This window comes from Stenotrophomonas sp. yr243, assembly GCF_900184195.1.
Classification (GTDB): Bacteria; Pseudomonadota; Gammaproteobacteria; order Xanthomonadales; family Xanthomonadaceae; genus Stenotrophomonas; species Stenotrophomonas lactitubi.
The window spans coordinates 311593-333668 of sequence record NZ_FXWT01000003.1; the positions used below are offsets into that span (position 1 = coordinate 311593).

A 22076-nucleotide genomic window follows, 5' to 3' on the forward strand; every position below is an offset into this window, starting at 1 on the left:
CAAACGGAAACGCCGCCCGGGAGGGCGGCGTTCTCGTTTCAACGACGGTCGGCGACGATGTTGCCGAAGGTCTCGGTGTAATCCTTGAACTCGGGAATGGTCTGCACCAGGTCCGGCGGAATCACCTGCAGGCCTTCCGGTGGCACGATCTTCACCGGCTGCATGTTGGGGTCGGCCGGTGCGGCCACCAGTGTGTTCTGGCGCAGCACCTGCAGCGTGCCGAACATCGTCTGCAGCATCTGCTTCTGCTCGGCATTGAGCGGGATCAGGATCTCGTCGATCTTCATCTGCCCGTCTGGCAGGATGATGATGTTCGGCGCCGGCTGGCGGCGCACGGTCACGATGCTCTCGCTGACCGAGATCTTCGGTTTGCCACGCTCGGCGCGGTGGTTGCGGTAATCCTGGTCACAGCCGACCAGACCCAGGCAGAGCAGGGCGGCCAGCAGCAGAAACAGCTTTTTCATGGCGGTTCAATGAAGTGCATCCGGGGCTGCCATTGTAAGCCCGCCGGGGCTCAGCGGCCGGCAACGCAGGTGCGCTGCCGGCCGGGTGCGCTGATGTGTCACAGGGTCAGCGGTTGACGACGGTGTCCTTGCCGCAGTCGTCCACATCGCTCTGGTCCATCGTGGCGTAGGGCTTGAACGCCGGCAGCGAGGCGGCCAGCGCCTGCTGGCTGGCCAGCATGGCCGGCATGCGGTCGCAGATGCGTTTGGCCTGCGCCTCGATCTTGGCGGCCTCGGCGTTGATCCGCTTCTCGATGCCCTCGCTGTCGCCGCTGAAGATGCCCTTCAGCGCTTCACCGGCAGCGTTGGCACCGAGCTTGGCGCCCGCCAGGCCCACGTCCATGCCGTCCATCGCCACCGCCACCACGTGGCCGCGGTAATCGAGCAGCTGGCGGCGCTGGCCATCGTCCAGCGTTATCTGCTTGCCGCCGATGAGCAGCTGTCCCTGTGGGGTGATCTCCGCGCGCGGCTGGTTGTCGGCGGAGATCTTGATGTTGCCTTCGGCGATTTCCTTGCGGGCGTCGTCCATCGCTTCCTTGACGGTCTGGCCGACGCCACCGGCGGTCTCGGCCACCGCCTTGCCGGCGGTCTTGTCGGGGCTGGACGTGCCGCCACAGGCGATCAGCGGCAGGCACAGCAGGGCAGCAGGCAGCAGGCGCAGCAGGTTCATGGCATTCCCCTTGAATCGGATGGTTGGGCGTTACTTGCCGCGGGGCAGGGTGACGGTGCCGGCCACGCTGCGATGCTGGATGTCGCCGCTGCCGCTGTGCTCGACGGTGAGATTGCCGCGCACGCCATCGACATCGATGTCGCCCGAGCCGTGGCTGCGTACACGGACATTGCCGCCGACCTGCTCGATCTCGACATTGCCGGAGCCGACCACGCCGATCTCGACGTTGCCCTGCACCTGCTTGAAGCCGATGTCGCCGGAGCCGACGGTATCCAGCCGCGCGTTGCCACGCACGTCGGTCACCTTCAGGTCACCGGAGCCGACGGTGCCGACGCTGGCATCGCCGCCGATGTTGCGGGCGTTGACGTCGCCAGAACCCAGCGAGAGCAGGTTGAACGATGCGGCGCCATCAACGTCCAGGTCGCCCGAGCCCACGGCGGCATGCACGCTGCCACGGGTGCCGCGGGCGATGCCATCACCGGAGCCCACGTCCATGCTCAGCGACTGCGCGTTCTCGATGCTGCCATCGCCGGAACCGATCTTGAACTGCAGCGGCAGGTTGTCCGGCACGCTGCCACGGATGTCCAGCCAGGCATAGCTGTTGCCCATCGACAGCGAGCCGCGGCTGTCGCGGCGCAGGCTTACCACCAGCTTGTCGCCCACGCGCCGCTGGTCCAGTACCAGCTGTTCCAGCCAGTCCTTGTTGGACGCGCAGGCGCGGCCGTCGAGCTGGCCGCCGCCAGCGCTGGCGACCACCTTCAAGTCGTGCTGGTTGATTTCGAACACCAGCGCCTTGGCGCCGGCGGTGTCGATCTTCAACGCGCGCGGCGCGGAGAACTTGCAGTTCGGTGCATCGGCGGCCAGCGCCGACAAGGGCAACAGCAACAGCGCACTACAGGCAATCAAGGAACGCATGGGTGGTGCCTCCGGGTTGAAGATCAGATTTCGCCAGCGCGCTTGCGCAGGCGGATGGCGATGAAGATGAAGACCACGCCGAAGGCCGCGCCGATCCACAGGTCAGGCATCGCCAGCGACTTCAGCTGCTGGGCAGGATTCATCAACGAGACGATCGAATCCAGGCTCTTGTGTTCGTCGCTGGCGCCAAGGCGGTACAGCAGATCCACGCCTGGAACGGTGCCCAGCAGCAGGCGGCCGACGATGTGCTGCCAGAACCAGCCGGTGCTCATGTCGAACAGGTGCATCAACTTGGTGGTGCTGACGATGATGCCGGCGAACAGGGGCAGCATCACCGCCCACAGGAACGGCTTGCTCTTGGCCCAGGCCGAGCAGAGCAGCAGCCAGCCGGCAGTGGGCAGCGCCCACAACGCATAGACGGGGATGGCGGCGAGCAGGCCGGCGCCCAGGGTGAGCGGGCTGGCCGGCCCCCAGATCAGGGTGGTAGGGCTGCCGCCATGGGTCAACGCGACCAGGCTGATGATCAGCAGGAAGCCGAACATGGTGACGATGGCAGCCAGAGTGGCTACCAGCGGGGCCACGATCAGTGCGCTGAGCACCTTGGACAGTACGGTCTGGGTATCTGACAGCGGCAGCGACTTCCAGAACAGGATGCTGCGGTCGCGGCGATCGTCGTACAGCGCACCCAGGCAGTAGAAGAACACCACGAAGGCCAGTACCAGGAATGGCCAGGTCGAGCTCAGGATGAGGGTCAGGTCCAGGCCGTTGCCCAGGTCAGCCATGTCCTTGGCGCTGATCTGGCGGGTCAGCAGGCCCAGATCCAGGCCGTTGATGTTCACGTCCTCGCCGTCGATGTGCAGGCCGCCGTCGCGCGCGGCCCGATGCAGGGCGAACAGGCCCAGGCCGATGCCGATGCTGCTCATCAGCAGCGAGACGATGCCGGCGATCACCGGGGCATACAGGAAACCGCCGCGGTTTTCCCAGTATTCGCGCTTGAGCAGCCAGCGCAGGGTGCCTGCAGGGCTGACAGGATGGTTGACGGCATTCATGCGTAGGTCCCCTTCATGACAGCGACGAACAGATCGGCAAGGCCGGCGTTGCGGGTTTCACCCAGGCTGGCCAGCTGGCTGCGTGGCACCCCGTCGAACAGCAGGACGGTTTTGCCGAAGGCCTGGCTGCGCTCGTCGATGGGCTTCAGTGCGCGGGCGGTTTCGAGCTGATCGGCGCCGACCAGCAGCTCGGTATAGCGCTCGCCGACCTCGTCCATTTCCGCATTGAGCACGATGCGGCCGTCGCGGATGAACATCACGTCGGTGAGGATGTGCTCGATTTCCTCCACCTGGTGGGTGGTGACGATGATGGTCTTCTGCTCGTCGAAGTAGTCTTCCAGCAGGCGCTGGTAGAACTCCTTGCGGTACAGGATGTCCAGGCCGAGCGTGGGTTCGTCCAGCACCAGCACCTTGGCGTCGATGGCCATCACCAGGGCCAGGTGCAGCTGCACGATCATGCCCTTGGACAGTTCACGCACGCGCTGCTTCGGCTGCAGCTTGGTATTGGCCAGGAAGCGTTCGCAACGGGCGCGGTCGAAGCGGGGGTGCACGCCGGCGACGAAGTCGATCGCCTCACGCACCTTCAGCCAGCGCGGCAGCACGGCGACATCGGCGATGAAGCAGATGTCGTTCATCAGGTCGTCGCGGTGCGCACGCGGGTCACGGCCGAGCACGCTCAGCTCGCCTTCCACCGAGGTCAGTCCGAGTACCGCCTTCAGCGCGGTGGTCTTGCCGGCACCATTGGGGCCGATCAGGCCGATGATGCGGCCTGCCGGGATGGAGAAGCTGGCGTTGTCGAGCGCGAGCGTGTTCTTGTAAGCCTTGCGAAGGCCACGGGCGGTAATGACAGCGTCGCTTGGTACAGCGGTAGTGGGACTGGCATTCATCAGAATTTCCCCTGGGGCAACAATTCGTCGAGACTCAGGCCCAGTCGCTGGATGCGTTCCAGCACGGCCGGCCATTCTTCATTGAGGAAGCGTTCGCGCTCGCTGCTGCGCAGCTGCGTGGCCGCCTGTTCGGTCATGAACATGCCCAGCCCGCGGCGCTTCTCGACCAGGCCTTCATCGGCCAGCTCCTGGTAGGCGCGCGAAACGGTGATGGGGTTGAGCTGGTAATCGGCGGCTACCTGGCGCACCGAAGGAAGGGCATCGCCCGGCTTGAGGATTCCGTCAAGCATCATCGCGATCACGCGTTCCTTCAGCTGGCGGTAGATGGGAGCGCCGTCGCTCCACTGGATGTCGCTCATATTCAGCTCCGTGGGGTCAGCGGCTGTGCGAACGAGAAATACGGCATGGACAGGGAGCTGTGCAGCCGACGCGGGGGGGAGGGGGAGGGAGCGGCATTCCCTGCCGGGGGCACTGCTGCATCCTGCGTACTGTCTTCGGAGAGGGCGGGGGAGGAAGCGGCCGGGGGTGCCGGCATGGCCAGCCAGACCAGGACGAACAGGGTTGATACCGTGGTGACCGCGGGGGCGGTGAGGCTGCGACGCATCCGGGTGTTCATGGTTCCCCCTGTCTCAGGTGACTGGTGTTGTATGCAACTATAACACCGGCACGCCTATGTGCAAGTCCTGCCCCTACCCAACTGATGGCAGGGGTGGTAATGGCACCGAAATAATCATTCAACCATTTGATTCTAATTGGGAAAGTGAAATCTCGGAGGGCTGCTTTTGGCCAGCCTCCCATTCAGCCATGTCCATGCTATGTCATCAGCCGAGGGCTGGGGCGCGCTGCCAGCGACTTCCGCCACGCCGTGCAAAGCGCAACAGGGTGTGTGCTCCAGAGGGGGTGCAGACCCCGGTGCTATAGTTCGGCCGATTCCCGGCCGGCTACGGCCGGACCCCTGGAACGGCTACCGCGGAACGTCTCCCATGCCCTTGTCGACTGCCTCCTCCCGCCGCCTTCGCGGCCTGTCCCTGTTGACCCTGCTGGCCGCAGGCCTGGCCACTTCGGCTGGTGCGTTTGCCGCCGATCTGCTGGATCTGTCGTATCGGCCGCTGGCGGGCAAGCAGCAGGTCAATCTGCAGCAGCGTTACCACGGCCAGGTGCTGCTGGTGGTCAATACGGCAAGCAAGTGCGGCTATACCCCACAGTACGAAGGTCTGGAAGCGCTGCAGAAGCAGTACGCCGGCAAGGGATTTGCGGTACTCGGCTTCCCCTCCAACGATTTCAAGGGGCAGGAGCCCGGTGACGAGAAGCAGATCCAGGATTTCTGCACACTTACTTATGGTGTGAAGTTCCCGATGTTCGAAAAGGTGCACGTGACCGGTGCGCAGGCCACGCCGCTGTATCAGCGCTTGACCGCCGCCACCGGTGTGGCGCCCGCCTGGAATTTCCACAAGTATCTGGTCGGGCGCGATGGCCAGGTCATTGCCCAGTTCGCCAGCAAGGTCACCCCGGATGATCCGCAGCTGAAAGCGGCCATCGACAAGGCGCTTGCGGCACCGGCTGTACATTGAATGACGGCACGGATGCCTCGACATCGACGGCATGCGTGCGACAATACGTGTTTTCGCGCCGACGTCGGCGTCCAGTCACTTCCAGGAATGCAGCGAATGAAAATGGGAATGCGCGGCGCCGCGGCGTCGGTTCTGATTCTGGCGATGGGCACCTCCGGTGTCGCCCTGTCGCAACAACCGGCCGCTTCCCCGGCCGCCAAGGAGACCGCACCCTTGAATTCCCCCAAGCAGAAGCTCGGCTACGCCATTGGTCTGGATGTGGCCAAGTCGTTCGCGCCGATCGCCGATGAAATCGATGCGGCCGCACTGCGCACTGCCGTTGAACGTTCCTTCGAAGGCCTGCAGCCGCAGATCACCCAGGAACAGGCCAAGGCGACCGATGCCGCCCTGCGCCAGGTAGTGATGGCCCGCAGCGGCCAGCAGGTACCGGGTGTCGCGCCGGGCTCGCAGCCGGCGAAGGTCGACCGGGTCAAGGTCGCACAGATGATCGGCGCCTATTCGGTGGGTCCGTCGCTGGCACAGCTGAAGGACGATATCGATACCGCCTCGCTGTTTGACGCGATCAACACTGGCCTGAGCAAGGGCCAGCCGAAGATGACCGAAGCCGACGCCACTGCCACCATCCAGGCGTTCATGGGCGCCAAGCAGGCCGAAATGCAGGCCAAGGCCGCACAGGCCGCGCAGACCAACCGTCAGGAAGGCAACGCGTTCCTGGACAAGAACAAGACCCAGCCGGGCGTGGTGACCACCCCGTCGGGCCTGCAGTACCAGGTGATCCGTCCGGGCAGCGGCGAGCGTCCGTTGCCGTCCAGCAAGGTGCGCGTGAACTACGAAGGCAAGCTGCTCAACGGCACCGTGTTCGACAGTTCCGCGGGCCGTGGTCCGACCGAGTTCGGCCTGGACCAGGTCATCAAGGGCTGGACCGAGGGCCTGGCTCTGATGCCGGTTGGCTCGAAGTACCGCTTCTGGATTCCGGGTGAACTGGCATACGGCGAGAACGGCACCCCGGGTGGTCCGATCGGTCCGAACGCCACCCTGACCTTCGACGTCGAGTTGCTGGGCGTCCTGCCGTAAGCCACCACGGAGTCAGCACGGATATGCGCGTTGCGATTTTTGGTACCGGTTATGTAGGTCTGGTGACCGGCACCTGCCTGGCCGATGTTGGCCACCAGGTGGTCTGTGTCGACATCGACCAGGCCAAGGTGGATGGCCTCAACCGGGGCATCATCCCGATCTACGAGCCCGGCCTGGAGCCGATGGTGAAGGCCAACCATGCCGCGTCGCGGCTGGTGTTCACCACCGACGCTGCGACCGCCATCGGCCATGGCCAGGTGGTGTTCATCGCCGTGGGCACGCCGCCGGACGAGGATGGCAGCGCGGACCTGCAGTACGTGCTCGCCGTGGCCCGCACCATCGGCCGGTACATCTCGGTGCCGACCTTGGTGGTCAACAAGTCGACGGTGCCGGTAGGCACCGCCGACAAGGTGCGTGCGGCCATCGCCGAGGAACTGGCAGCACGTGGCGCGGATATCGCCTTCGATGTGGTGTCCAACCCTGAATTCCTGAAGGAAGGCGACGCCGTTGCCGACTGCATGCGGCCTGACCGCATCATCATCGGTGCCACCAGCGCCGAGTCGGTCGCCGTGATGCGTCGCCTGTACGCACCGTTCAATCGCAACCACGATCGCGTGGTGGAGATGGACGTGCGTTCGGCCGAGCTGACCAAGTACGCCGCCAATGCAATGCTGGCGACCAAGATTTCGTTCATGAATGAAATCGCCAACATCGCCGAGCGTGTCGGCGCCGACGTCGAGCAGGTCCGCCAGGGCATCGGTTCGGACCCGCGCATCGGCTGGCACTTCATCTATCCGGGTGCGGGTTACGGCGGTTCCTGTTTCCCCAAGGATGTGCAGGCACTGGCCCGCACCGCGCAGCAGGCCGGCCTGGAGCCGAAGCTGCTGAGCGCGGTGGAGGCGGTCAATGAATCGCAGAAGGGGCACCTGTTCGCCCTGATCCAGCGGCACTACGACAAGGGCGAAGACGAAGGTGTGCGCGGCAGGACGTTTGCCGTGTGGGGCCTGGCGTTCAAGCCGAACACCGACGACATGCGCGAGGCTTCCAGCCGCCGCCTGCTGGCCCAGTTGTGGGAAGGCGGTGCGACAGTACGCGCGTACGATCCGGAGGCGATGCATGAATCGCAGCGGATCTTTGGCGAGCGCGACGATCTGGTGTTCTGTGACAGCGCCGACGACGCGCTGCAGGGCGCCGATGCGTTGGTCGTGGTGACCGAGTGGAAGCAGTTCCGCAGTCCCGATTTCCAGATGCTGCGCGAGCGGCTGAAGGATGCGGTGGTGTTCGATGGCCGCAATCTGTACGAGCCGGCCGAAGTCGAGGCCGCCGGCCTTGCGTATTACGGCATTGGCCGGGGGCGTTCGCTGCATGTCTGAAGTACCGACCGAACGCGAGCAGGCGCTGGAAGCGCGCCTGGTCGAGCTGGAGATGCGCGTGTCCTTCCAGGAACACGCGCTGGCCGAACTGAGCGATGCACTTGCAGACGCGCGTATGGAAGGCAGCCGCAATGCCGGCATCCTGCGCGTGCTGCTGGAGGACCTGGGCAAGGTTCGCAATGCATTGAATTCTTCTGATCCGGCGAGCGAACCGCCGCCGCCGCACTACTGATCCATATCCTATGAGCGATACCCTCCGCGACCAGCTGATGGGCCTGGGCTTCAAGCCCGCGCCCAAGCCCGAGCGCAAGAATGATGGCCCCCGCCGTGATGGCCGCCCGCAGGGCAAGGGTGGCGTTGGCAATGGAAAGCCGCAGCACGCAGGCAAGGGCGAACACAAGCCCGGCGAGCGGCGGGCGCATGGCAGTGGCGGCCCGGGCAAGCCTGGTCAGCAGCGTGGCCAAGGCCACGGGCAGGGGCCGCGCAAACCGCGTACCGCCGAGGAAATGGATCTGGCCAAGGCCTACGCGATCCGTGCCCAGCGCGAGAAGGAAGAGCGTATCGAGACCGAGCGTCTGAAGCAGGAAGAAGCACGCCAGCGCCGCGAGGCCAAGGTGAAGCTGGAAGAACTGCTGAAGGACAAGAGCCTGAATGCTGAGGCGGCCGATATCGCGCGCCACTTCCCGTACGGCGGCAAGATCAAGCGCATCTACGTCACCGCCGAGCAGCTCAAGGCACTCAACGCCGGTGAGCTGGGCGTGGTCCAGCTCAACGGTCGCTACCTGCTGGTGACAGCCGACGTTCTGGCCCAGTCTGAAGCAGTGTTTGCGGCTTCGGTGGCGTTGAAGGTCGATCCGAATGCGCCGGCCGAGGACGATCCTTATGCCGACCCGCAGTACCAGGTGCCCGACGACCTGGTCTGGTAAGGCTCTGGAAATTCACAACAGCGACGCCGGGCAATGCCCGGCGTCGCTGTTTGGTGCAGTGCTGTTCCGCACGCAGTGCAGGATGCAGCGTGCTCAGGGAGTGGAGTCCGGCGATAGTTGCCCCTGCTGCTCCAGCCGCCCGAGGAAGGCGACGATCTGCTGCCCGATCAGTACGGCGTGCTCCTCAACGGCGAAGTGTCCCGCATCGATCAGACTGATGTCGGCATCGGGGAGATCGCGGCGATACGCCAGCGCACCGGCGGCGATGAACGCAGGGTCGTGCTTGCCCCATAGCACCAGGGCAGGGGGTTGGTGCGTACGCAGGAAGGCCTGCCATTCCGGGTAGGCCTCTATGTTGGTCCAGTAGTCCTGGAAGAGTTGCACCTGCGCCAGTTGCTGGGCCTGGCTGGCCAGGCCGCTGAGATCGTGTTGCCATGCATCGGGGCTGATCTTCTCCGGGCGATCTTTCACGTCCCGCAGGTACTGCAGGTTGATCACGCCTTCAGCGGAGGTCAGGCCGTGCAGTTGCAGGAGGGTGCCGGGGGAGGCGTCACGGTGTGCCTGTTCGAAGAAGCGCAGCCGTGCTGGTGTGAGGCCGTCCAAATAGGCATTGGCGTTCTGCGCCACCAGCGCCTGCAATCGTTCGGGCTGCAACTGCATGAGGCGGAAGCCGACCGGTGCGCCGAAATCCTGCATGTAGAGGCTGTAGCGTTGCAATCCCACTGCGTCGGTGAACGCCGCGATGTGTCGTGCCAGGCGCTCGAAGGTGTAGTTTTCGTCGCTAGGGTCTGGATGGTCTGTCAGGCCGGAGCCAAGGTAGTCTGGTGCGACCACGTGGTAGTGGCCGGACAGGAGAGGGATGAGTTCGCGATACGTATGCGACGACGATGGATAGCCGTGCAGCAGAAGCAGGGTGGGCCGTGAGCGCTCGCCGGCCTCCCGGTAGAAGGTGCGATGCCCATCAACATCGACGCTGCGATAGAAGGTCTTCGATGGCCAGGCCGCTGGAGGCGGCGCGGCTGCCGCAGATGCGGACGCCAACAGTGTGAGCAGAAGCAGGAAGAGTCGCATGAGGGATCCACTCCGAGGGAGCGGGCAGGATGAAACAGCGTGCTCTCGTATGGAGCCGATCTGGCGGTGCTGAAGTAAGCGCGTTCAGGAATACTGGCTGCACACGTCAGTAATCGTCGCAAATGCCTTTCAACGAGCGATGGATGCACCTCGTCGCGATAGCGCCGCTTCGCACTGGACTAGTGGAATGCGTCAGATGGTCGCCGAGCGCGACGTATCGGACTCGGCGACATCATTCCGGATCGTAGTCGAGGTTGGACGCCAGCCAACGTTCGGCCTGGGCGCGCTCCACGCCCTTGCGGCGTGCGTAGTCAGCCACCTGCTCGCGACCGAGACGGCCGACCACGAAATACTGGCTCTGCGGGTGGCTGAAGTAATAGCCCGACACTGCCGCGGTCGGCAGCATCGCGAAGCTCTCGGTCAGCTGCATGTCGGCGTTGGTTTCTGCGCCCAGAAGGTCGAACAATCGGCGTTTTTCGCTGTGCTCGGGGCAGGCGGGGTAGCCGGGCGCGGGGCGGATGCCGCGATACTTTTCGTCGATCAGCGCTTCGTTGTCGAGTGTTTCGGCGTGGTCGTAGCCCCAGAATCCGGTGCGTACGCGCTGGTGCAGGCGTTCGGCCAGTGCTTCGGCAAGGCGGTCGGCGAGCGCCTTCAGCAGGATCGCGTTGTAGTCGTCGTGGTCGGCCTCGAAACGGGCCACGTGCGCGTCGATACCGATGCCTGCGGTGACTGCGAAAGCGCCGATCCAGTCCTGCTTGCCGCTGTCGGCCGGGGCGATGAAATCGGCAAGGCAGAAATCCGGGCGTTCGGCAGGCTTGTCCACCTGTTGCCGCAGGAAGTGCAGGGTGGCTTCACCATCGGGATGCTGCACACGGACGTCGTCGCCGATGCTGTTCGCGGGCCACAGGCCGAACACGGCCTTGGCCTGCAGCCACTTCTCGTTGACGATGCGGTCGAGCATCGCGCGCGCGTCCTGGTACAGCTCGCTGGCCTGGGTGCCGACGATCTCATCGGTGAGGATCGCCGGGTACTTGCCGGCCAGCTCCCACGCCTGGAAGAACGGCGTCCAGTCGATGTAGGGCACCAGCTCGGCCAGCGGGTAATCATCGAATACATGCAGACCCGGCTGCTTCGGTGCGGGAGGCGTGTACGCCTCCCAGTCGCCCTGGAACTTCTGGCCGCGTGCATGCTCCAGCGAGACCAGGCGCTTGGCGTCGCCGCGGTTGCGATGGCGGGTACGGATCTCGGCATAGTCCGCCTCGTTGACGGCGACGAACGCATCCCGCAGCTCGCGCGAGATCAGCGACTGCGCCACGCCGACGGCGCGCGAGGCATCCTTCACCCAGACCGTGGGCGCTTTGTAATGCGGGTCTATCTTCAACGCGGTGTGTGCACGCGAGGTGGTCGCGCCGCCGATCATCAGTGGCAGATCGAAGCCTTGTCGCTGCATTTCACGGGCGACATGGCTCATTTCTTCCAGCGACGGCGTGATCAGGCCGGACAGGCCGATGATGTCGGCCTGGTGTTCGCGGGCGGCGTCGAGGATCTTCTGCGCCGGTACCATCACGCCGAGATCGATCACCTCGAAGTTGTTGCAGGCCAGGACCACGCCGACGATGTTCTTGCCGATGTCGTGCACATCGCCCTTCACCGTGGCCATGATGATCCTGCCGTTGCTGCGGGCGGTGTCGCCGCTGCGTGCCTTTTCGGCTTCGATGTAGGGCAGCAGGTAGGCTACCGCTTTCTTCATCACCCGGGCCGACTTCACCACCTGCGGCAGGAACATCTTGCCGGCACCGAACAGGTCGCCGACCACGTTCATGCCATCCATCAGCGGGCCTTCGATCACGTCCAGCGGACGGTTGGAGCGCTGCCGGGCTTCTTCGGTATCGGCTTCCACCCACGCGTCCAGGCCGTGCACCAGCGCATGCGCCAAGCGTGCGTCCACTGGTTTCTCGCGCCAGGCCAGGTCTTCGGTCTTCGCCGCGCCCTTGCTGCCCTTGTAGCGTTCGGCGATTTCAAGCAGGCGCTCGGTGGCATCACGGCGGCGGTTGAGGATCACGTCCTCCACCCGCTCGCGCAGGTCCGGTTCCAGTTCGTCGTAGATCGGCATGGCGCCGGCGTTGACGATGCCCATGTCCATGCCCGCGGCGATCGCGTGGTACAGGAACACCGAGTGGATCGCCTGGCGCACGGTCTCGTTGCCACGGAACGAGAACGAAACGTTGGACACGCCGCCGGACACATGGCAGTGCGGCAGCGTCTGCTTGATGATGCGGGTGGCTTCGATGAAGTCGACCGCGTAGTTGTCATGCTCTTCGATGCCGGTGGCGACGGCGAAGATGTTCGGGTCGAAGATGATGTCCTGCGGCGGGAAGCCGATGTCATCGACCAGCAGGCGATAGGCGCGGGTGCAGATTTCGACCTTGCGCGCGCAGGTGTCGGCCTGCCCGGCCTCATCGAAGGCCATCACCACCGCGGCGGCGCCATAGCGCAGTACTTTGCGCGCATGCTCGCGGAACAACTCCTCGCCTTCCTTCAGCGAGATCGAATTGACCACGCTCTTGCCCTGCAGGCACTTCAGTCCCGCCTCGATCACGCTCCATTTGGAAGAGTCGACCATCACCGGAATTCGCGCGATGTCCGGCTCGGACATGATCAGGTTGAGGTAGCGGGTCATCGCCGCTTCCGAATCGATCAGGCCCTCGTCCATGTTGACGTCGAGGATCTGCGCGCCGCTGGCCACCTGCTGGCGCGCGACGTCCACCGCTTCCTCGTAACGGCCTTCCTTGATGAGCTTGCGGAACTGCGCGCTGCCGGTGACATTGGTGCGTTCGCCGACATTGACGAACAGCAGGTCCGGGGTGATGACCAGCGGTTCCAGGCCGGACAGGCGGGTAGGGCGGACAGGCGTCATGGCAGGCGGCGGCTCAACGGCAACAGGGCGGAAGGTGGATGGCGATGGCAGTGCTGCTCATGCGGCCTGGACCTGGGCGGCCGGCAGGGCGCGCGGCGGCAGCCCGGCTACCGCAAGCGCGATCGCGCGGATATGGTCCGGGGTGGAGCCGCAGCAGCCACCGACCAGGTTCAGCAGGCCATCTTCGGCAAAGCCGCGCAGGGTGGCCGCCATTTCCTCGGGTGTTTCGTCGTACTCGCCGAATGCATTGGGCAGGCCCGCATTGGGATGGGCACTGACGTAGCAGTCCGACACCTGCGACAGGGTTTCCACATGCGGGCGCATGGCATCGGCGCCGAGCGCGCAGTTCAGGCCGATCGACAACGGTCGTGCATGCGCGAGTGATGCCTGGAAAGCCTCGGCGGTCTGCCCGGACAGGGTTCGCCCGGAGGCATCGGTGATGGTGCCGGAAATCATGATCGGCAGCCGCGCGCCACGCGCATCGAAGGCCTCCTCGATGGCGTACAACGCGGCCTTGGCGTTGAGCGTATCGAAGATGGTCTCGACCATGATCGTGTCGGCGCCACCATCGATCAGGCCATCGATGGCTTCGCGGTAAGTGCCGCGCAGTTCGTCGAAACTGGTGTTGCGGAAACCGGGATCGTTGACGTCCGGGCTGATCGAGGCGGTGCGGCTGGTCGGGCCGAGTACACCGATGACGAAGCGTGGCTTGCCCGGCGTGGTCGCCGCCACCGCGTCACAACAGGCACGGGCGACGGCAGCGCCCGCCTTGTTCAGCTCGTACACCAGGTGTTCGAGGTGATAGTCGGCCTGGCTGACCGAGGTGGCGTTGAAGGTGTTGGTTTCCACCAGGTCCGCGCCCGCTTCCAGGTACGCGGTGTGGATGCCGGCGATGACCTCCGGCCGGGTCAGCAGCAACAGGTCGTTGTTGCCTTTCAGGTCGTGGCCTTCCGGTGTTGCGCCATGGTCGCAGCCAGGGCCATGGGCATGGTCGTAGCCGCCGGCGAAGCGCTCGCCCCGGTAATCGTCTTCCTGCAGGCCGTGTCGCTGGATCATCGTGCCCATCGCGCCGTCGATGATCAGGATGCGATCACGCAGCGCGGCGAGCAGCGATTCCACGCGTTCCGGGTGCAGCCAGGGCAGGGCGGACATGTCGACCTCAGGGCTTGTTGGCGATCAGCGAGATCACTTCGAAATGCGGCGGGCGCTTTTCGCGGGTGACCGTTTCCAGGTTGGAGACCTGCAGGCCGGCCTTGTCGACGAACTTCTTCAGTTCCTTGTCGCTGAAACCGAGGTTGACGTGGCCATAGGCATCGACCGCGGCCTTGTGCTCGTGGCGGGCCAAGCTGCACAGCAGCAGGCGACCGCCCGGGCGCAGCACGCGTGCGGCCTCGGTGACGGCCTGCGCAGGCTTGCTGGCGTATGTCAGCGCGTGCATCAGCACGACCAGGTCGAAGCTTCGGTCCTTGAAGGGCAGCGCATGCATGTCGCCCTCGCGCACTTCCACATTGGGCAGGCGACGCAGGCGTTCGCTGGCGGCAGCCACCACGCGTGCGCTGGTGTCGATGCACACGTAACGCCTGGCGTGCGGGGCAACCAGTTCGGCCAGCACACCGTCGCCGGAGGCGATATCCAGCACGTCGCCGGTTTCCAGCAACGGCAGCGCGGTACGCGCCAGCGCTTCCCAGGTGCGGCCCGGAGAGTAGTGGCGCTCCATGTCGCCGGCCACGCTGTCGGCCCAGTTCTGGTCGGAAGCGCGGTGGGCGAGCACCGCAGCGACCCGTTCAGCATCCTGGCGCAGCAACGGGTCGTCGCTTCCGTTGCTCAGGGCGTGCCACAATGCACGCTGCGCCGGGTCCAGCTGGGCCTCGTCGAAGCGGTAATAGGCCGACACGCCCGCGCGGCGATCGCGCACCAGGCCGGCTTCCTTCAGGCGCGCCAGATGAGTGGACACCCGCGGCTGCGCCAGCCGGGTGATGGCCGAAAGCTCGGCCACGGTCAGCTCTTCCTGCTCCAGCAGCGCCAGCAGGCGCACACGGGTGGCATCGGCGAACACCTTCAGGCGGGTCGACCAGTCTTCCAGATCCATAAATATCTACCTATCGCGATATAGAGATATATTCGCTGACCGCATCCCTTCCGGTCAAGTCGCAACTCCCCGCAAGTCAGCTGCCGATGCCCGGCCCCGGTACAATCGGGGTACCTGGGCGCGCGCTGCGCGGCCCATAACATCATGTACCCGGGAGGGTGTTGTGGATTTCAGCTTTACCGAAGAGCAGTTGATGCTGCAGGACGTGGCGCGTCGCATCGCGCAGGAGAAGATCGCCCCGAGTGCGGAGCACCATGACCGTACGGGCGAGTTCCCGCTGGACAACATCCGCCTGCTGGGCGAGAACGGCCTGATGGGCATCGAAGTGCCGGCCGAGTATGGCGGCGCAGGCATGGACCCGATCGCGTACGTGCTGGCGATGGTGGAGGTCGCCGCCGGTGATGCTGCGCATTCGACCATCATGTCGGTCAACAATTCGCTGTTCTGCAACGGCATCCTGACCCATGGCAGTGAAGCGCAGAAGCAGAAATACGTGCGTGCCATCGCCGAGGGTGAGGCCATCGGTGCATTCGCACTGACCGAGCCGCAGTCGGGCTCGGACGCCACGGCGATGCGTTGCCGTGCGATCAAACAGGCCGATGGCAGCTATGTCATCAATGGCAAGAAGAGCTGGATCACCTCCGGCCCGGTGGCCAAGTACATCGTGCTGTTCGCGATGAGCGAGCCGGACAAGGGCGCGCGTGGCATCACCGCCTTCATGGTAGACACCGACAAGGCCGGTTTCGGCCGCGGCAAGACCGAACCGAAGCTGGGCATCCGTGCCTCGGCTACCTGCGAGATCGAGTTCAACGATTATGTGGCGCAGCCGGAAGACGTGCTGGGCCTGGAAGGCGAGGGCTTCAAGATCGCCATGGGCGTGCTCGACGCCGGCCGCATCGGCATCGCCTCGCAGGCGATCGGTATCGCCCGTGCCGCCTATGAAGCGACCCTGGAGTACGTGAAGGATCGCAAGGCCTTCGGTGCGGCCATCGGTACCTTCCAGATGACCCAGGCGAAGATCGCCGACATGAAGTGCAAGCTGGACGCGGCGCTGCTGCTGACCCTGCGTGCGGCATGGGTGAAGGGCGAGGGCAAGCGCTTCAGCAACGAGGCCGCCATCGCCAAGCTGACCGCTTCGGAAGCGGCGATGTGGATCACCCACCAGGCCGTGCAGATCCATGGCGGCATGGGCTATTCCAAGGAAATGCCGCTGGAGCGCTACTTCCGTGATGCCAAGATCACCGAGATCTACGAAGGCACCTCGGAGATCCAGCGCCTGGTGATCGCCCGCAACGAGACCGGGCTGCGTTGATTTTCCTCCGCCGCGCCGCTGCAATGGCGGCGCGGCAGTAGATCCACGCCATGCGTGGATGGTGTTCTGCCCAGATGGCGTACCCGCCTCTGGCGTCCCAGAATTCCTGCTGCTCTAATGCGTATCGTTTTTTCGTTTTTCTGGAGATACCGCATGATCTACCGCGGCTGGGGCTTCATGACGTTGGTGACGCCGATCGCAGGCATCCTGTTGCTGGCGTACTTCTTCCCGCACGACGGCCCCAAGGGCAACATTCCGCTGCAGCAGGTGCTGCTGGGCGGTGGCATCGGTGCGGCAGTGAACGTGCTGCTGGGCCTGTGGCTGAACCGTGTGCCCCGGCAGAAGGGTGAGGCCGCACCCCATCATTTCTTCTTCGTGCCGATGCAGTGGGCTGCGCTGATTCTCGTGGCTGTGTGCGTGGTGACCGCCTTGCTGCGCTGACACGTCGCCTTGGAGAGCGCCAACCAAGGTTGGCGGCTACCGGGCATGCCGCTGCTTTGGTAGATGTCAACCTTGGTTGGCATGGATTCAAAAGCAGCAACGAAAAAGGCCCCGGATCGCTCCGGGGCCTTTCTTGTTTCAACTCACCGCCGGATCAACGATCCGGGCGGTGGGCGCTTTCCGCATCACGCTGGCGGCCGAGGAATTCCTTCGACGGTTCATCCAGCTTGTCGCCCAGCATGCGGCGCACGACCACGAAGAACACCGGGATCATCAGCAGGCCGAGTAGGGTGGCGAACAGCATGCCGCCGATCACGCCGGTACCGATGGCGTGACGCGAGTTGGCGCCGGCACCGCTGGAGATCGCCATCGGGATGACGCCCATGATGAACGCGAAGGACGTCATCAGGATCGGGCGGAACCGCAGGCGCGCCGCTTCGATGGTGGCATCGCGCAGGGTCTTGCCCGCCGCACGCTGCTCCACCGCGAACTCCACGATCAGGATCGCGTTCTTCGCGGCCAGGCCGATCACCGTGATCAGGCCGATCTTGAAGAACAGATCGTTCGGCAGGCCACGCATCATCGACAGGGCGAGCGCGCCCAGTACGCCCAGCGGTACCACCAGCAGCACCGCCACCGGGATCGACCAGCTTTCATACAGCGCGGCCAGGCACAGGAACACCACCACGATGGACAGCACCAGCAGCAGCGTCGCGGCGTTGCCGGCCAGGATTTCCTGGTAGGACAGGCCGGACCAGTCGTAGCCGAAGCCCGCCGGCAGGTCGTCGTTGACGATGCCTTCCATGGTCTGCATCGCTTCACCCGAGCTGGTGCCCGGTGCCTGCGAACCGACGATGTTGATCGCCGAGTAGCCGTTGTAGCGGCTCAGCGACGGCGGTGCCGAGACCCATTCGGACTTGACCACCGTGCTCAACGGGATCATCGCGTTGGTGCCATCGGCATTGGTGGTCAGGCTGGACGGGCTGTAGAAGCTCTTCAGCGATTCCTGGCCGGTGCGGTACGGACCATCGGCCTGCATGGTCACGCGCTTGATGCGGCCTTCGTAGAAGAAGTCGTTGACGTACACCGGGGCCAGCATGAGCTGGATGGTGCTGTACACGTCCGACACCGACATGCCCATCGACTGCGCCTGCACGCGGTCCACGTGCAGCTGCAGCTGCGGGGCGTTTTCCAGGCCGTTCGGGCGCACACCGACCAGATGGTCCGGCTTCTGCGCGGCCTGGCCCAGCAGGATGTTGCGGGCCTGGGTCAGCTGCTCGTAACCGGCACCACTACGGTCCTGCAGCCACATGTCGAAGCCACCGAACTGGCCAAGGCCCTGCACGGTCGGCAGGTTGACCACGAAGATCTGTGCTTCCTTGATGCCGTAGAACGCGCCGTTCATGTTCTGGATGAATTCCGGAGCAGTGAACTTGCGCTCTTCCCACGGCTTCAGGCGGATGAAGCCCATGCCCACGTTCTCGCCGGAACCGACGAAGCTGAAGCCGGCCACCTGCAGCATGCCTTCATAGCCATCCTGCTTTTCCAGGATGCCGCGCATCTGTGCGAACGCTTCGTTGGTCTGGCTCTTGGTCGAGCCCGGCGGCAACTGCACGATCGCCAGTGCATAGCCCTGGTCTTCTTCAGGCAGGAAGCTGCCCGGCATGCGGGTGAACAGGAAGCCGCACAGCGCGGTCAGCACCACGAACAGGATCATCCAGCGCGGTGCATGGCGCACCGCGGAGGTGATGTGGCCCACGTAGGTGTGGCTGATCTTGTCGTAGTACTTGTTGAAGGTGCGGTAGATGATGTTCGGGTTGTCGTTGTGCGTCGGCTTGAGGAACGTCGCGCACAGCGCCGGGGTGAAGCCCAGTGCCAGGAATGCCGAGAACGCCATCGAGATGGCGATGGTCAGGGCGAACTGTTTGTAGATCTCACCGGCCGCACCGCCCTGCAGGGCCGAGGGGATGAACACCGCCGCCAGTACGACGGTGATGGCCACCACCGCGCCGGTGATCTGGGTCATCGCCTTCTGCGTGGCCGGCTTCGGCGCCAGGCCTTCCTCGGTCATGATGCGTTCGACGTTCTCGATCACCACGATCGCGTCATCGACCACGATGCCGATCGCCAGCACCATCGCGAACAGGGTCAGCTGGTTGATCGTGAAGCCGATCATCCACATGCCCAGGAACGTACCCAGCAGCGCCACCGGGATGACCAGCGTCGGGATCAGGGTGGCGCGGAAGTTCTGCAGGAAGATCAGCATCACCAGGAACACCAGCAACACGGCTTCGAACAGGGTCTTGACCACTTCCTGGATCGAGATCTTGACGAAGGTGGTGCTGTCGTACGGCGAGAACCAGGTGACGCCGGACGGGAAGCTGGGTTGCAGCTCATCCATCTTGCCGCGCACGGCCTCGGCCACGTTCAGGGCGTTGGCGCCCGGCAGCAGCTGGATCGCGAAGGCGCCGGTGGGCTTGCCGTTGTACTGGGTATCGAAGCCGTAGTTGTTGGCACCGAAGGCAACGCGGGCGATGTCCTTCAGCAGTACGCGCGAGCCATCAGCGTTGGCCCGCAGGATGATGTTCTCGAACTCCTGCGGCGAGCTGAAGCGGCCTTCGGCCGATACCGTGGCGGTGAAGTGCTGGCCCTCTGGCGACGGGTCGGAGCCCAGCGCACCGGCGGCAAACTGCACGTTCTGCGCGCGTACCGCCGCCAGTACCTGGCTGGCCGACAGGCCATAGCCCTGCATCTTTTCCGGGTTGAGCCAGATGTTCATGGCGTACTCGGAGCCGAACTGCTGGGTGCTGCCGACGCCGGGGATGCGCGAGACCTGGTCGAGCACGCGCGAGCCGACGATGTCGTTCAGCGCGTCACGGTTGATGGTCGGCGTATCGGACTGCAGGGCCACCACCATCAGGAAGCCGGCGTTGGCCTTGGCCACCACCACGCCCTGCTGGGTGACTTCCGAAGGCAGTCGCGGCGTGGCCAACGAGACCTTGTTCTGCACCTGCACCTGGGCGATGTCCGGATCGGTACCGGTCTCGAAGGTCAGGGTGATCGAGGCGCGGCCGTTGGACGCAGACGAGGAGCTGAAGTACAGCAGGTGATCGATACCGGTCAGCTGCTGCTCGATCACCTGGGTGACCGACTTCTCCGTGGTGTCCGCGCTCGCGCCCGGGTAGGTGGCCGAGACGGTCACCTGCGGCGGGGCGATGTTGGGGTAGGACTCCACGCCGAGGTTGAGGATCGCGATCACGCCGCTGAGCGAGATCAGGATCGCCACCACCCAGGCGAAGACTGGATGTTCGATGAAAAATTTAGGCATGACGGAAGGTCCCGTTACTGCTTGTTCGATTCGGTGGCGGCCGGCTCGGCCTGGTCAGCCTTGGCCGGTGCCTTGGCGTCGGCCGGAGCCGTGGCAGCCGCGCCCGGAGCAGCAGCGCCGGCGGCGGGCTTGCCGCTGGCGTCCTGGCCCGGGGTCCACGGCTTGGCCGTGGCCGGCGTACCTTCCTTGACCTTCTGCACGCCGGCGACGACCACCTTGTCACCGGCAGCCAGGCCTTCGCTGACCAGCCAGTTGCCGTTCTGCGCGCCGTCGGTCTTGACGTTCTTGCGGACGACCTTGCCGTCGGCGCCGACCACCATCACATAGCCGCCGGTGGTGTCGCGCAGCAGCGCCTGCTGCGGCACCAGGTAGGCGTTGTTGCGCTCGCCCAGGTTGGCCTGGAAGCTGACGAAGGCACCCGGCAGCAGGATCTTCTGCGGGTTCGGCAGCACCGCGCGCAGCGACACCGCGCCGGTAGCCGGGTCGACCGTGGTCGAGGAGAAGTCCAGCGTGCCCGGCTCGCTGTAGGTGCTGCCATCGGCCAGCTTGACGTTGACCGTGGCCTTGCCGTCGCCGGACAGGGCCAGCGTGCCCTTGGCCTGCTGCGCACGCAGCTGGGTCAGTTCATCCACGCTCAGCGAGAAGTTCACGTACAGCGGGTCGAGCTGGTCCACGGTGGTCAGCAGGGTCACATCGCCCTGGCCGACCAGCGCGCCCTCGGTGACCTGCTGCTTGTTGGCCACGCCGCTGATCGGGGCGGTGACGTTGGTATAGCCCAGGCTGATGCGGCTGCTGGTCACCGAGGCTTCGGCCTGCTTGACCGCGGCCAGCGCGGTGCGCTCGGCCGACTCGGCGTTGTCCAGGTCGGCCTTGGAGACGAACTTCTGCGGTGCCAGCGAACGGGCGCGGTCAGCGGCGACCTTGGCGTTGGCGTAGGTCGCGCGTGCCGAAGCCAGCTGGGCTTCGGAGGCGCTGAGCGAGGCACGCAGCGGTGCCGGATCGATCAGGAACAGGGTCTGGCCCTGCTTGACCTCGCTGCCTTCCTGATAGACGCGCTTGAGCAGCACGCCTGGTACGCGTGCGCGCACATCGGCGCTGCGGAATGGCGACAGGCGACCGACCAGCTCGCGCTGCAGCGGCAGGGTCTGCGGCTTGGCGTCGATCACGCCCACCTCCGGCGGTGGGGGCGTCGGCTGTTCCGGCTTCTTGCAGGCAGCTACGGCGACAGCAACGGCGCACGTCAAGGCAAGGGTGCGGAGTGGGGCGGTCATCAGGAGGAACTCCGGGGTTGGTTTGAAGACGGGGCCGGCGAGGGCTGCGGCGCGAACGCGCGCAGGAAGCCATCGACGGAGAACTCTGCCCAGCGCCGACGCAACGCTGCGTCATCACGATGGGGGGTATGGAAGCGCTGTTTGTCGAAATCCTGACCGGCGATCATGCTCAGCAGCAGTTCGGCCATGAAGTGCGGGTCGTCATGCCGCAGCAGACCACGACTGCAAACGGTTTCAATCCATTCAGCAAGATGAAGCGTCAGCGCGCCGGCGCCATGCCGGTACAGCGTACGCGCCTCTTCGGGAAACTGTGCTGCATCGGCGGCGATCAGGCGGCAGGCCTGGCCGACGTGGGGCTGGTTGAAGTGCTCCAGGAAGTCGGTGGCGAACTGCAGCAGGCTGCCACGCAGGTCGTCACCGCGGAGTGCACGCAGCATGGCCCCGGTCGCGTGACCGACATGGCGCTGCATCACCCGCCGCAGCAGGGCCTGCTTGTTGCCGTAGCGCGAGTACAGGGTCTGCTTCGAGCAGCCAGCATGCTGGGCGACCGCGTCCATGCTCATCTGCATGCCCTGTTGGGCAAGCAGTTCGCGCACGGCATCGAACACGCGCTCATCACGCGCGTCGAGGGCGACAGGAAGGTAGGCCGGATTCACGCGGTGGACTATACCGTCCAGTT

General features: G+C 65.0%; 20 protein-coding genes. 7 read left to right on the forward strand and 13 right to left on the reverse strand.

Going from position 1 to position 22076, the window contains the following annotated elements; genetic code table 11:
• Positions 1-38: 38 nt before the first annotated feature.
• The 6 genes from QOL57_RS14175 to QOL57_RS14200 form a co-directional block, all read right to left on the reverse strand.
• Positions 39-464, reverse strand: a complete 426-nt coding sequence (locus QOL57_RS14175) for a hypothetical protein (RefSeq protein WP_089236134.1) — start codon at positions 462-464, stop codon at positions 39-41.
• A 106-nt stretch (positions 465-570) separates the two neighbouring features.
• Entirely contained in the window at positions 571-1173 is a 603-nt protein-coding gene (locus tag QOL57_RS14180) for a DUF2884 family protein (protein ID WP_089236133.1), read from the reverse strand.
• Between the two features lie 30 nt (positions 1174-1203).
• Positions 1204-2088 carry a DUF2807 domain-containing protein gene (locus QOL57_RS14185; RefSeq protein ID WP_089236132.1) on the reverse strand — a complete coding sequence of 295 codons (885 nt, stop codon included), beginning with the start codon at positions 2086-2088 and terminating at the stop codon, positions 1204-1206.
• 23 nt (positions 2089-2111) lie between these two features.
• Positions 2112-3137: an ABC-2 transporter permease gene (locus tag QOL57_RS14190; RefSeq protein WP_089236131.1), complete on the reverse strand. Its 1026-nt coding sequence runs from the start codon at positions 3135-3137 to the stop codon at positions 2112-2114.
• A complete protein-coding gene (locus QOL57_RS14195; protein ID WP_089236130.1) occupies positions 3134-4024 on the reverse strand; it encodes an ABC transporter ATP-binding protein in 891 nt (296 codons plus the stop codon). Before QOL57_RS14195 ends, QOL57_RS14190 begins: the two co-directional genes overlap by 4 nt.
• Positions 4024-4383 (reverse strand): GntR family transcriptional regulator, encoded by a 360-nt coding sequence (locus QOL57_RS14200; protein WP_012511573.1) that lies wholly within the window; start codon positions 4381-4383, stop codon positions 4024-4026. Before QOL57_RS14200 ends, QOL57_RS14195 begins: the two co-directional genes overlap by 1 nt.
• 624 nt (positions 4384-5007) lie before the next feature.
• Here QOL57_RS14200 and QOL57_RS14205 point away from each other — a divergent pair.
• The 5 genes from QOL57_RS14205 (at position 5008) to QOL57_RS14225 (ending at position 8968) form a co-directional block, all read left to right on the forward strand.
• Positions 5008-5595, forward strand: coding sequence for a glutathione peroxidase (locus QOL57_RS14205; RefSeq protein WP_089236128.1), 588 nt, complete (start codon positions 5008-5010; stop codon positions 5593-5595).
• 96 nt (positions 5596-5691) lie between these two features.
• Positions 5692-6669, forward strand: a complete 978-nt coding sequence (locus QOL57_RS14210) for an FKBP-type peptidyl-prolyl cis-trans isomerase (protein ID WP_089236127.1) — start codon at positions 5692-5694, stop codon at positions 6667-6669.
• Between the two features lie 23 nt (positions 6670-6692).
• Positions 6693-8042 (forward strand): UDP-glucose/GDP-mannose dehydrogenase family protein, encoded by a 1350-nt coding sequence (locus tag QOL57_RS14215; RefSeq protein ID WP_089236126.1) that lies wholly within the window; start codon positions 6693-6695, stop codon positions 8040-8042.
• Positions 8035-8274 carry a SlyX family protein gene (locus tag QOL57_RS14220; RefSeq protein WP_025876828.1) on the forward strand — a complete coding sequence of 80 codons (240 nt, stop codon included), beginning with the start codon at positions 8035-8037 and terminating at the stop codon, positions 8272-8274. The genes QOL57_RS14215 and QOL57_RS14220 overlap by 8 nt, the downstream gene beginning before the upstream one ends.
• Positions 8275-8284: 10 nt before the next feature.
• Positions 8285-8968: a DUF2058 family protein gene (locus QOL57_RS14225; protein WP_089236125.1), complete on the forward strand. Its 684-nt coding sequence runs from the start codon at positions 8285-8287 to the stop codon at positions 8966-8968.
• Positions 8969-9061: 93 nt separating this feature from the next.
• Here the strand turns inward: QOL57_RS14225 and QOL57_RS14230 are convergent, their stop codons facing one another.
• From QOL57_RS14230 to QOL57_RS14245, 4 genes are all read right to left on the reverse strand, one after another.
• Complete coding sequence (locus QOL57_RS14230) at positions 9062-10039, reverse strand: alpha/beta hydrolase (protein ID WP_089236124.1); 978 nt, start codon at positions 10037-10039, stop codon at positions 9062-9064.
• A gap of 232 nt (positions 10040-10271) precedes the next feature.
• Entirely contained in the window at positions 10272-12956 is a 2685-nt protein-coding gene (gene metH / locus QOL57_RS14235; protein WP_089236123.1) for a methionine synthase, read from the reverse strand.
• Between the two features lie 57 nt (positions 12957-13013).
• The gene (locus QOL57_RS14240; protein WP_089236122.1) at positions 13014-14108 is read right to left on the reverse strand and encodes a homocysteine S-methyltransferase family protein; all 1095 of its coding nucleotides are present in this window, start codon (positions 14106-14108) and stop codon (positions 13014-13016) included.
• A gap of 7 nt (positions 14109-14115) precedes the next feature.
• The gene (locus QOL57_RS14245; RefSeq protein ID WP_089236121.1) at positions 14116-15045 is read right to left on the reverse strand and encodes a metalloregulator ArsR/SmtB family transcription factor; all 930 of its coding nucleotides are present in this window, start codon (positions 15043-15045) and stop codon (positions 14116-14118) included.
• 163 nt (positions 15046-15208) lie between these two features.
• On the opposite strand from QOL57_RS14245, the gene QOL57_RS14250 reads away from it, so the two are divergent.
• A complete protein-coding gene (locus tag QOL57_RS14250; protein WP_089236120.1) occupies positions 15209-16357 on the forward strand; it encodes an acyl-CoA dehydrogenase family protein in 1149 nt (382 codons plus the stop codon).
• Between the two features lie 153 nt (positions 16358-16510).
• A complete protein-coding gene (locus tag QOL57_RS14255) occupies positions 16511-16798 on the forward strand; it encodes a hypothetical protein (protein ID WP_089236119.1) in 288 nt (95 codons plus the stop codon).
• Positions 16799-16952: 154 nt separating this feature from the next.
• On the opposite strand, the gene QOL57_RS14260 is transcribed toward QOL57_RS14255, so the two are convergent.
• Genes QOL57_RS14260 through QOL57_RS14270 form a run of 3 tightly spaced genes read right to left on the reverse strand, consistent with a single transcriptional unit; the run spans position 16953 to position 22053 of the window.
• Positions 16953-20126: a multidrug efflux RND transporter permease subunit gene (locus QOL57_RS14260; protein ID WP_089236118.1), complete on the reverse strand. Its 3174-nt coding sequence runs from the start codon at positions 20124-20126 to the stop codon at positions 16953-16955.
• A 14-nt stretch (positions 20127-20140) separates the two neighbouring features.
• The gene (locus QOL57_RS14265) at positions 20141-21397 is read right to left on the reverse strand and encodes an efflux RND transporter periplasmic adaptor subunit (RefSeq protein WP_089236117.1); all 1257 of its coding nucleotides are present in this window, start codon (positions 21395-21397) and stop codon (positions 20141-20143) included.
• Positions 21397-22053, reverse strand: coding sequence for a TetR/AcrR family transcriptional regulator (locus tag QOL57_RS14270; protein ID WP_025876846.1), 657 nt, complete (start codon positions 22051-22053; stop codon positions 21397-21399). Before QOL57_RS14270 ends, QOL57_RS14265 begins: the two co-directional genes overlap by 1 nt.
• Positions 22054-22076 lie beyond the last annotated feature (23 nt).